Source organism: Achromobacter denitrificans NBRC 15125 (genome assembly GCF_001571365.1).
GTDB lineage: Bacteria > Pseudomonadota > Gammaproteobacteria > Burkholderiales > Burkholderiaceae_B > Achromobacter > Achromobacter denitrificans.
Window position 1 is genome coordinate 175,670 of record NZ_BCTQ01000009.1, and the last position, 10,660, is coordinate 186,329.

Sequence of the window (10,660 nt, forward strand, 5' to 3'; positions counted from 1 at the left end):
AATTCTATAACGAATTTCACGGTGATTTCGGCCCCGTTGGAATCCCCCGTATATTTGGGTTCCTCCAGTCCGCGCCGCCCCCTCCGAGCCGGCGATCCGGCGGCCGCCTTCCCGGGATTTCCATGCCCATCCATATCCGTCCCGCCACCGTCGACGATATCTCCGCGATCGAACGGATCGTCAGGGATGCGTACTCGCCCTATATCCAACGCATCGGCGCCACGCCGGGTCCCATGCTGGACGATTACCCTGCGCGGATCGCGCAGGGTCTGGTCCACGTGCTACTGGCGTCGGGCGATGTCCAGGCCTTGCTGGTGTTGATACCCGAGCCAGACTGCCTGCTGCTGGACAATATCGCGGTATCGCCCGGCGCGCAGGGCAAGGGCTATGGCCGGCATCTGCTGCGCTTCGCCGAAGACGAGGCGCGCCGCCGCGGCCTGGCCGCCATCCGCCTCTACACGCAGGAAAAAATGACCGAGAACATCGGCATCTATCGACGCCACGGCTATGTCGAAACCCATCGCGCCGAAGAGATCGGCTTGAAGCGCGTTTTCATGAAGAAAGCGCTTTGAAATAGGGGTTTCCCCTGTATTTTCAATTCGTCTTGAAATACGAATGTTTACTCATATTCATGATTCAGGCTTGTCGCTCTCGCGCTCACCGGACACGGCAAGCCTCGCGCGCCGGTTGCTGGCCAGGGACTTCGCATAGACCGAATCGGGCCGGATCCGATGCGCGACGACGTAGCCGGTGACGCAGGCCAGCATCAGCGGAAGCATGACCTCATAGCTCAGCGTCATCTCGAAAATCATCAGGATCGACATGAGCGGCGCGTAGGTCGTGGCCGCCAGCAGCGCCCCCATGCCGACGATGGCGTAACTCGATACGGCCGACAGATCGCCGGCGGGGAACAGGGCCTGCAATCCCGTTCCGTACAACGCCCCCAGCGCCGCCCCCACGAACAGCGTCGGGGTGAATACGCCGCCCACCGCGCCCGAGCCCACGCTGGCAGCGGTCGCCAGCGTTTTCAACAGCAGGATCGCGGCAACGGCCTGCCAGGCCCATTGCGTGTGCAGCATGCTGTTGACCACGCTGTATCCGTTACCCCAGACCTCGGGATTCACCACCGACAGCGCGCCCACGATCAGGCCGCCCACGGCCATCTTCGCCCATAAGGGAAAGGGCAGGCGGCCGAAGGCGCTGCGCGCGACATCCAGGAAACGCAGGAACTGCGGAGCCGCCAGGCCGGCGATCAGGCCCAGGCCCAGGTAGTTGATGACTTCCCATCCCGACACGAAGTCGAACGGCGGCATGTGGAACACCGCGTCATAGTGCAGGATCTGGCGCGTGACAATATTGGCCACCACCGAGGACACCACCAGCGGCACCAGCGTGACAGAGGCGATCGCGCCATAGACGATCTCGGAAATGAACAACGCGCCCGCGATGGGCGCGTTATAGGCGGACGTAATCCCGGCGGTGGCGCCGCAAGCCACCAACAGCCGCAGATGGCGAGGAGGCAGGACCAGGTATCGCCCCGTCAGCGATGACAGCATCGCCGCCAATTGCACCATGGGCCCCTCACGGCCGATCGAGGCGCCGGATCCGATGGAAAAAATGGACGACAGGCTGCGGGCGATCGTCTGGCGGAACCCGATGACGCCGCGTCCCACCGCGATCGCTTCCATATAGTCCGCCGCGCCGCGTTTAGGCAGGCGTTTCGCGGCCAACTGCAGGATGGCGCCGGCAATCGCGCCGCCCACGGCGGGCATCAGAAAGCGCTGCCACGGGCTGAGCCCCCTGGCCAACGACACCATGCCGTGGGGGGAATCGCCGCCCCCCAGCAGTATTTGCGTCCAGCCCAGCAGTTCGCGAAAGACCACCGTGGCGAGTGCGCCCAGCAAGCCCATCAACGCTGCCGCGCACACGGTGACCGCCAGATTGTCGACCAGCAAACGGCTTCTCAGCCAGGTCGCCCAGCCTGAATTCTTGATTCTGATTTCTCTCGCCATGGCGCGATTCTACGGCGAATCCTGCTCACTTTTTGTTCAGTCCCTTGTAATGAAACCAGGCGTGCCTCCCCTCGAATGCCGGGTTTCGACATGCGCTCACAGGGCCTCTAAAGGCCTCCAAAAGGGCAAAAAAGCGGGGATGCAGAACCGGGTTTTTCGGGGTAAAAGTGCCACTTTTGAAGCCCGATGTCATGGCGAGGCCTGTGGATAACTCCTAAGGCGGCTGGTTGTGCACATTGTGTGGAGGCAAGTTGAACAAGCAGGGGTTTTGTACCCAGGCCAAAATCTTGTCCAACTTCAACTTTTTTCCCACACAGAGTTCTTGCACAGGCAAAAACCGTCCCAAGTCGATGAAAAAAAAGAGGTTTTCAAGGTTAAGGTAGTTATCCACAGCCCTTATTAATCATTAGTCTTTATATAAAGAGAAATAAAGGAAAAGCCAAACATGTCTTTCCATTCCGCCCAGCCATCCCCCCCCGGACTCCGTCCATGCGCATCCTTCTGATAGAAGACGAAGCCGAACTTGCCCGCTGGCTTTCAAGAAGCCTGGCCAGACATGCCGGCTTCGTCGTCGAATGGGCTGATGACGGACTGGTTGCCGAACGAAGGTTGGCAATCGAGGAATTCGATGCGGTCATCCTGGATCTCGGACTGCCGGGCATGGACGGGCATACTTTGCTGGCGAAGATTCGCGCGCGAGACGACCGTACGCCGGTGTTGGTCTTGACCGCGCGCGATTCACTGGCCGAGAAAATCGGGACGCTTCACCAGGGAGCGGACGATTTCCTGCCGAAACCGTTTGTTGTGGAAGAGTTGGAAGCGCGATTGATCGCACTCATCCGGCGCAGCCGTGGCCGCGAACATCCGCGGCTTACCCTGGGAAACCTGGTTTTCGAGACTTCCGCTCAAAAATTCACGGTCAACGGACAGCCCCTGCAGTTATCCCCACGTGAACATTCGGTCCTGCGAGTGCTGATCCAGAAAAGCGGCGAACCGATGAACAAGCAGCAGATCCTGGACCGCATCCTTACGGACGACGCGGACATCAACCTGGAAGCCATCGAGGTCCTGGTCCACAGGTTGCGCAAAAAATTGGCGGACACCGGCGTGCAGATCGTGACCATGCGAGGCATGGGCTATTGCCTGGAGAACGTTGTTGACAACTAGAAGTGCGGAAAAAAACGCGCCGAAACGGAACCGCACCCTGAAGACGCAGTTGCTCTGGTGGCTGATTCCAACGCTGGTTTTCGTGATGATGGGCGCGCTCTGGCTGTCCAACCACCAGTTGCGCAACCAGGTCGACATTGCGTACGACCGTTCGCTCTCCGGAGCGCTGCGCGCGATCGACCACAACATATCCACAGCCAGCGGTGGATTAGCCATGGAGCAGCCGTACCTGATGCTGGAATTTTTCGAGCTGACGGCCAATGGCAGCGTTTTCTACCGCGTGGCCACCGAAGATGGCCTGGCGGAGATCGGCTATCCCGACCTGCCCATGCCCGCGGATCCCCTGGTCTCCGGCGAGCCGCGTTTTTTCTACGCGACCTACCAGGGGATGCCCGTCAGGGTCGCGGCGCTGGCGCGCCCCATGGATCCCCCTCTGTACGCGAATAAAGGGGGGCGGATCATCGTGCAGGTGGCGGAAGGGCTGGATACCCGGCAAGCCTTCCTGCACCAGGTGCTGGTACGCTCCGTGGAACGCGACCTGGCCGTGATCCTGATCAGCGTCCTGGTGATCATCCTGGGCGTTTTCATGGCCTTGAGGCCCCTGGCCCGGCTCCAGCAGGAAGTGGAAGGGCGGTCTGCAGACGATTTAAGCCCCGTCAGCGCTTCGGACATGCCAGGTGAGGTCCTACCCCTGGTTGCCGCCGTAAACCTCCACATGGCCCGTTTTGCGGCCCAGGCGAGGGTCCAGAGCCAGTTCCTGGACGACGCATCGCACCAATTGCGCACGCCGCTGTCGGTTTTGCGGACCCAGATGGCCTATGCCCTGCGCGAAACAGACCCCCAGGAGGTCCGTACAGCCCTTCTGGCGATGCAGGAGGGGTTGGACAGGGCTGTGCGCACCACCAACCAAATGCTCGCCCTGGCGCGCGCTAAGGACGCTTCCCTGGCCGAAGGCGGGTTCGTCCCTGAATCCGTGGACCTGGTCGACCTGGCGGATGGGGTCATCCGCGGCCTCTTGCCCACCGCCCGCTTCCGCCAGCTGGACATCGGCCTGGAAGCCGACCAGCGGCCGGTGATGGTGCAAGGCGCGGACTGGCTGCTGCGGGAAGCGGTCAGCAACCTGGTGGACAACGCCATCCGTTACACCTCGCCCGCGGGGGAGGTGACCGTTCGGGTCCAGGCCGACGCCGGCACGGCCCGGCTGGTGGTCGAGGACAGCGGCCCGGGGATGTCGGCGGAAGACATTGCCCGCGCCTGCATCCGGTTCCGCCGGGGAGCAGCCGGCAAGAACAGGCCCGGCGCCGGCCTCGGGCTGGCCATCGTCGGCACGATCGCCGAAATCCTGGGCGCGCGTCTCGTGCTGGAGAACCGGGCGCCGTTGCCCGGATTGCGCGCGGCCTTGGTGTTTTCCCTTGGACAGGCGCCGGATGGTGCACCGCGTCACGAAAACGGCGAATTTTGAAAGGTATTGGAAAGCTTCGATTTTGTACGGTTGCATCCACTGGGGCAGCCATCGCGGAAATCCGCCGGGGCGGGGCTTCCAGCCATACCTAGACCTATAAATCTCGGAGACGCAAGAATGCAGACGAGTCTGAAGCTGCGCCTGGCCGCCGTCGCGGCGCTTGGCGCGATTACCCTCTCCCTGGGCGCCGCCCAAGCCGCCGAAGAGCCCCGCCGCCCGGAATGCATCGCGCCGGCGCAGCCCGGGGGCGGTTTCGACCTGACCTGCCGCCTGGCCACCGAAGGCCTGAAACAAAGCGGCGCGCTCAAGAGCGCGATGCGCATCGTCTACATGCCCGGCGGCATCGGCGCCGTGGCCTACAACAACATCGTCGCCCAGCATCCCAACGAGCCGGGCACCATCGTGGCGTTCTCCGGCGGTTCGCTGCTGAACCTGGCCCAGGGCAAGTTCGGCAAGTACAACGTCAACGACGTGCGCTGGCTGTCCGCGATCGGCACCGACTACGGCGTCGCCGTGGTCCGCAACGATTCCCCGTACACCGATCTGAAGAGCCTGATGGAAGCCTTCAAGCAGGATCCGACCAAGATCGTGCTGGGCGCCGGAGGCACCGTGGGCAGCCAGGACTGGATGAAGGCCGCCCTGACCGCCAAGGCGGCCGGCGTGGACTTCAAGAAGATGCGCTTCGTGGCGTTCGAAGGCGGCGGCGAAGCCGTCACGGCGTTGCGCGGCGGCCATATCCAGGCCTACATGGGCGACGCGGCCGAAGCCTTCACCATGCTAGAGGGCGGCGCCCCCATCCGGGTGCTGGCGGTGTTCAACGACCAGCGCCTGCCGGGCAAGCTCGGCACCGTGCCCACCGCCAAGGAACAGGGCTACGACATCGTCTGGCCGATCATCCGCGGCTTCTACGTGGGTCCCAAGGTGTCCGACAAGGACTACCAGTTCTGGGTCGACGCCTTCAACAAGACCACGGCCTCGCCCGAGTTCGACAAGCTGCGCCAGCAGCAGGGCCTGTTCCCGTTCAACAAGACGGGGCCCGAGCTGGACGCCTACGTGAAGAACCAGGTCAAGGTCTACGGCGAACTGGCCGACTCTTTCGGCCTGGTCAAGAAGTAAGCCGCAAGGCTCTCCTCCCTATCGCGTCGTTCAAGGTTCCCCGCTGCCGGCATCGCCGCGGCGGCAGGGGAGCGCTGCGCCGCGCGATGCGACTACAACGGAAAAGTGATCATGAACGATCGAATACTGGGCGTGGCGGCGTTGGCGCTGGCCGCCTTCATGACCGCGGCAGGCTGGGGAATCGAAGCCCCCTTCGCCTATGAACCGGTGGGCCCGCGCGCGTTTCCCCTGCTGCTGGCGCTGATCATCGGCCTGTGCGGTCTGTGGCTGGTCTACAAGGGCGGCCATCAGGTCGAGGCCAATCCGCCCGGCGCGAATGCGCGCATCGCGCTGATGATGGCGTTCGTGGTGGCCTATGCCTTCCTGTTCCAGTGGCTGGGTTTCGTGATCGCGACCACCCTCATGACGATATTCGTCGGCCGCCTGTTCGGGGGCGGCTGGGCGAAGTGCGCCATCGGCGGCGCCGTCATGAGCGTTCTGTTTTTCTTGCTGTTCGACAAGGTGCTGGACGTGGTCCTGCCCACCGGTTTGCTGGAGACCCTGATATGAGCGGCATTCTTGATCACTTGGCGATAGGTTTTGGCGTAGCCTTTTCGCTGACCAACGTGCTGGTGGCCATGATCGGCTCGTTCATCGGGACCATGGTGGGCGTGCTGCCCGGCCTGGGACCGGTCAACGGTGTGGCGATGCTGATCCCGATCGCCTTCGCCATGAACCTCCCGCCCGAGACCGCGCTGATCCTGCTGGCAGCCGTGTATGTGGGCGCGGAGTACGGCGGGCGCATCACCGCGATCCTGTTGAACGTGCCGGGCGAGGCCAGCGCCATCATGACGACGCTGGACGGCTATCCGCTGGCGCGCCAGGGCCTGGCCAGCGTGGCGCTGTCGCTGTCGGCATGGTCCGCTTTTTTCGGCGCCATCGTATCGGTAGTGGGCATCATCCTGCTCGCGCCGCTGTTGGCCAAGTGGGCGTTGGCTTTCGGCCCCGCCGAGTATTTCGTGTTGATGATCTTCGCGTTCTGCTGCCTGACCAGTCTGCTGGGTAAGCAACCCGTCAAGGGCGTGCTGGCGGCAATGATCGGCCTGTCGATTTCGGTGGTGGGCGTGGACGCGAATTCGGGCGTCTATCGCTATACCTTCGAATCGGTGCATCTGGCCGACGGCATCGAGTTCGTGGTCGTCGTGATTGCGCTGTTCGCGGTCAGCGAGATGCTGGAAATGCTGGAAAAAGTCATGTCCGGCCACAGCGTCGAGGTCAAGCCCAGCGGACGCAAGCTTTTCAACTTGAAGGAAATGGCGCTCACCTGGTGGAGCGTGGTGCGCAGTTCGCTGGTGGGCTTCGGCGTGGGCGTATTGCCCGGCGCCGGCGCCAGCGTGGCCGCCGCCGTGGCGTACTCGCAGGAAAAGCGCATCATCGAAGCCAAGGATCCGGAAGCGAAGTTCGGCAAGGGCGACATGCGCGGCCTGGTCGCGCCGGAAGCCGCCGCCACGGCATCGGCCATCGGTTCCTTCGTGCCCATGCTGACGCTGGGCGTTCCCGGCTCGGGTACCACGGCGGTGATGATGGGCGCGCTGACGCTCTACAACATCACGCCGGGCCCGGTGCTGTTTGATACCAAGCCCGAGCTGGTGTGGGGCCTGATTGCCTCGCTCTTCGTCGCCAACGTGCTGCTGTTCGTCATGAACGTTCCGATGGTGCGTTTTTTCGCGAAAGTGCTGTCGGTGCCGGGATGGTTGATGGTGCCGGGCATCCTGTGCATCAGCTACATCGGCGTCTATGCCATCAACGCGGGCACGTTCGACCTGTTGCTGGTGGCCGGTATCGGCGCGCTGGGGTATTTCCTTCGCAAATTCGGCGTACCCATGGCGCCGCTGGTGCTGGGCGTGGTGCTGGGCAATATGATGGAGCAGAACCTGCGCCGCGCCCTGTCGATGACCGACGGCGACGTGGCTGTGCTGTTCGCCAGCCCGGTGTCGATCGCGATGTGGGTGGGGGCGGCCGCGGTCGTGATCGTGCCGCAGATCATGCGCCGCATGCGCGCGGCGAAAAAGCTTGCCGCTGGTCCGGCCTGATCCAATGGCGGCGCGGCTGTTGCAAAGGGCAGCAGCCGGCCGCGGGATCGGAGCCGGAAATTGCAAAGGGCGCCTTTTGGGCGCCCTTTTTTTGTCGCTGAAATTGCGTGGATGACTGCGAAATCTAATACGAGCTTTTATTCATATTTATGATAAAAGCGCTTTTAAAAAGGGACCGCGATAAGTTTTAGGCCGCGACGGATGCGTCGGAACGAGGCGTCAGACTTGCGCCAGGCGTTCCAGCGCGGCATCGAGCGTCGCGTCTTTCTTGGCGAAGCAGAAGCGCACGATGCGGTGGTTGGATTCGGGTGCGTCGGGTTGGCGATAGAACGCCGATACCGGTATTACCGTGACGCCGTGGTTCACCGTCAGGTCGCGCGAAAAATCGGCTTCGTTCTGCTTGGAAATGTCGCTGTAATCGGCCAGCAGGAAGAAGGTGCCTGGACTGGGCAGGGGGCGGAAACGGGTCTTTTCCAGGCCTTGCGCCAGACGGTCGCGCTTGGCCTGGTAGAAGGCCGGCAAGTCCAGGTAGGGCTTGGGATCGCGCATGAATTCGGCCAGCGCGAACTGCATCGGGGAGGGCACGGTGAACACCATGAACTGGTGCACCTTGCGCAGTTCGGCGCTTAACTGGCGCGGCGCGCAGCAGTAGCCGATCTTCCAGCCGGTGGTGTGGTAAGTCTTGCCGAAGGAAGAAATCACGAACGCGTGCTCGGCCAGGAGCGGGCGGCGCGCCACGCTGGCATGGGGCTTGCCGTCGAACACGATGTGTTCGTAGACCTCGTCGGACACGAGCAGCACGCCGGTGTCGCGAACGATGGCTTCGAGTGCGTCGAGATCGCTGTCGTCGAGCACCGCGCCGGTGGGATTGTGCGGGAAGTTCAGCATCAAGAGACGCGTCTTCGACGTGATCGCGTCATGCACTCGCTGCCAGTCGATGCGGTAGTACGGGTCGCCTTCGGTAGGGGCGCGCAGCGGCACGGGCACCGCGGTGCCGCCGGCCAGGCGGATCGCCGGCAGGTAGGAGTCGTAGCAGGGTTCGATGACGACCACTTCGTCGCCGCTGCCCACGGCGGCGAGGACGGTGGCCATCAAGGCCTCGGTCGCGCCGCTGGTGACGGTGATTTCGGTTTCAGGGTCGTAGGCATGGCCGTAGAGATCGCGCGTCTTGGCGGCGATGGCTTCGCGCAGGGGCGCGACGCCGGGCATGTAGGGGTATTGATTGTGGCCGTCGGCCATGGCCTTGGAAACCAGCGCGCACAGGGCGGGATCCGGATCGAAGTCAGGAAAGCCCTGGCCGAGGTTGATCGCCTTGTGTTCGATGGCCAGGCGGCTCATCACGGTAAAGATGGTGGTGCCGACGTCGGGTAGTTTGGATCGGATCATGGTGGACGGGGAAGTGGAGGCTGCTAGCGAAGAGAGTTTTCGTAAGTATCCCACTAACTCATAATTCGGTTTTCTCATGAGCTTAAGGCGCGGAAGGGGGCGTGGTGCGGAATATGTTGTGGAGGGTGCTGGGCGGCTTTGCGATAGCGTTGGCCGGGGCGTTGCTGGCGGTATGGGCGCATATTCCCTTGCCGTGGATGCTGGGCGCGTTGTTGCTGACGGCCGCCACGCGCATCGCGGGCCTGGGCACCGCTTGTCCTCGCCCCGCGCGCAACGGCGGGCAGTGGGTGATTGGCACCTCGCTGGGGTTGTACTTCACGCCGCAGGTGATCGGGCATATCGGCAGCAACGCGGGGCCCATCATCGTGGGCATGCTGTTCGCGTTGGGGCTGGCGTTCATGGGCACCGCGATTCTGCGGCGCTATACCGACGTGGATTTCAAGACCGCCTGGTTCTCGTCGGCGATAGGGGGCGCGAGCGAAATGGCCAGCCTGGCCGAACGCCACGGCGCGCGCATCGATCGCGTGGCGACGGCGCACAGCGTGCGCGTGCTGCTGGTAGTGGTGACGGTGCCCTTCATTTTCCAGTGGTGGGGCGTTGCCGGGCTGGATCCCACCGTGCCGGGGCCGCGCGAGGTCGATGGCGCGGGCCTTGCTTTGCTGGTGGCCTTGACCTGCGTGGGTGGATTCGCGTTCATGAAGCTGCGCCTGCCCAATCCGTGGGTACTGGGCCCGATGCTCGTCGCCATGATGCTGACCGCCTCCAGCATTGAACTGTCGGCGCTGCCGGACTATGTGCCGAAGATCGGGCAGCTGTTCATCGGCTGGTCGCTGGGGGATCGCTATCGCCCCGATTTCTTCCGGGCCGCGCCCCGATTCATTGCCGCCGTGGCGGGCTTCACGATTACGGCCCTGGCGCTGGCGTTCGGCTTGGGCGCCTTGCTGTCCTTGTGGTCGGCCGCGCCCATTCCCACCCTGATCCTGGGCACCACGCCCGGTGGAATCGCGGAGATGGCGATCACCGCGAAGGTGCTGCAGCTGGGGGTGCCGGTGGTTACCGCGTTCCACGTCACCAGGATGGTGTTCGTGGTGATCGTTACGGGGCCGCTATACGCCTTTCTGGCGCCTCGGCAGGCCAAGTCGGCGTGAACCAGTCTTGTTCCAGTCTGAAAAATACGACATTGGGGAAAACAACTATATGAGTCTGTAATGTCGGATGAGTATGCTGGTCAGGCAGTTGATTCAAGCAGCGCGCGGACTCGTTCTGCAGCTTGGCGGCAAGCGGGAACGCAGCAGCAACGCAGGTGTCACTACCGGTCGTTCAGTTCTCACGGCGTCCTTGATTCATTGCATTTCGAGTTAATTACAGGACGCTAGAAAAAATGGCTCAGAAGGGCAAAGTTAAGTGGTTCAACGCTGACAAGGGTTACGGTTTCATTACTCCGG

At 63.0% G+C, this 10,660-nt stretch carries 10 protein-coding genes; 8 read left to right on the top strand and 2 right to left on the bottom strand.

What is annotated here, in order from left to right:
- Positions 1-122: 122 nt before the first annotated feature.
- A complete protein-coding gene (locus ADE01S_RS10390) occupies positions 123-572 on the top strand; it encodes a GNAT family N-acetyltransferase (RefSeq protein ID WP_062681609.1) in 450 nt (149 codons plus the stop codon).
- 57 nt (positions 573-629) lie between these two features.
- Here the strand turns inward: ADE01S_RS10390 and ADE01S_RS10395 are convergent, their stop codons facing one another.
- Positions 630-2,012: a ClcB-like voltage-gated chloride channel protein gene (locus ADE01S_RS10395; RefSeq protein ID WP_062681610.1), complete on the bottom strand. Its 1,383-nt coding sequence runs from the start codon at positions 2,010-2,012 to the stop codon at positions 630-632.
- Positions 2,013-2,501: 489 nt separating this feature from the next.
- Here ADE01S_RS10395 and ADE01S_RS10400 point away from each other — a divergent pair, with 489 nt between their 5' ends.
- The 5 genes from ADE01S_RS10400 to ADE01S_RS10420 all read left to right on the top strand — a co-directional run bounded on the left by ADE01S_RS10400 (position 2,502) and on the right by ADE01S_RS10420 (position 7,829).
- Positions 2,502-3,179, top strand: coding sequence for a response regulator (locus tag ADE01S_RS10400; RefSeq protein ID WP_062681611.1), 678 nt, complete (start codon positions 2,502-2,504; stop codon positions 3,177-3,179).
- The gene (locus ADE01S_RS10405; RefSeq protein WP_087881322.1) at positions 3,169-4,641 is read left to right on the top strand and encodes a sensor histidine kinase; all 1,473 of its coding nucleotides are present in this window, start codon (positions 3,169-3,171) and stop codon (positions 4,639-4,641) included. The genes ADE01S_RS10400 and ADE01S_RS10405 overlap by 11 nt, the downstream gene beginning before the upstream one ends.
- Positions 4,642-4,758: 117 nt before the next feature.
- A complete protein-coding gene (locus ADE01S_RS10410; RefSeq protein ID WP_062681612.1) occupies positions 4,759-5,757 on the top strand; it encodes a Bug family tripartite tricarboxylate transporter substrate binding protein in 999 nt (332 codons plus the stop codon).
- 111 nt (positions 5,758-5,868) lie between these two features.
- Positions 5,869-6,306 (top strand): tripartite tricarboxylate transporter TctB family protein, encoded by a 438-nt coding sequence (locus ADE01S_RS10415; protein ID WP_062681613.1) that lies wholly within the window; start codon positions 5,869-5,871, stop codon positions 6,304-6,306.
- Positions 6,303-7,829, top strand: a complete 1,527-nt coding sequence (locus ADE01S_RS10420) for a tripartite tricarboxylate transporter permease (RefSeq protein ID WP_062681614.1) — start codon at positions 6,303-6,305, stop codon at positions 7,827-7,829. Before ADE01S_RS10415 ends, ADE01S_RS10420 begins: the two co-directional genes overlap by 4 nt.
- A 219-nt stretch (positions 7,830-8,048) precedes the next feature.
- Here ADE01S_RS10420 and ADE01S_RS10425 read toward each other — a convergent pair whose 3' ends face one another.
- A complete protein-coding gene (locus tag ADE01S_RS10425) occupies positions 8,049-9,215 on the bottom strand; it encodes a pyridoxal phosphate-dependent aminotransferase (RefSeq protein ID WP_062681615.1) in 1,167 nt (388 codons plus the stop codon).
- 113 nt (positions 9,216-9,328) lie between these two features.
- On the opposite strand from ADE01S_RS10425, the gene ADE01S_RS10430 reads away from it, so the two are divergent.
- Entirely contained in the window at positions 9,329-10,363 is a 1,035-nt protein-coding gene (locus ADE01S_RS10430; protein WP_062681616.1) for an AbrB family transcriptional regulator, read from the top strand.
- Between the two features lie 233 nt (positions 10,364-10,596).
- On the top strand, positions 10,597-10,660 hold a 64-nt coding region (locus ADE01S_RS31225; RefSeq protein ID WP_167543424.1), incomplete at its 3' end, for a cold-shock protein.

Bases quoted from the DNA above. Each gene is read 5' to 3' on its own strand.
- ADE01S_RS10390 (WP_062681609.1), top strand. From the start codon at position 123: ATGCCCATCCATATCCGTCCCGCCACCGTCGACGATATCTCCGCGATC.
- ADE01S_RS10395 (WP_062681610.1), bottom strand. From the start codon at position 2,012: ATGGCGAGAGAAATCAGAATCAAGAATTCAGGCTGGGCGACCTGGCTG.
- ADE01S_RS10400 (WP_062681611.1), top strand. From the start codon at position 2,502: ATGCGCATCCTTCTGATAGAAGACGAAGCCGAACTTGCCCGCTGGCTT.
- ADE01S_RS10410 (WP_062681612.1), top strand. From the start codon at position 4,759: ATGCAGACGAGTCTGAAGCTGCGCCTGGCCGCCGTCGCGGCGCTTGGC.
- ADE01S_RS10415 (WP_062681613.1), top strand. From the start codon at position 5,869: ATGAACGATCGAATACTGGGCGTGGCGGCGTTGGCGCTGGCCGCCTTC.
- ADE01S_RS10420 (WP_062681614.1), top strand. From the start codon at position 6,303: ATGAGCGGCATTCTTGATCACTTGGCGATAGGTTTTGGCGTAGCCTTT.
- ADE01S_RS10425 (WP_062681615.1), bottom strand. From the start codon at position 9,215: ATGATCCGATCCAAACTACCCGACGTCGGCACCACCATCTTTACCGTG.
- ADE01S_RS10430 (WP_062681616.1), top strand. From the start codon at position 9,329: ATGTTGTGGAGGGTGCTGGGCGGCTTTGCGATAGCGTTGGCCGGGGCG.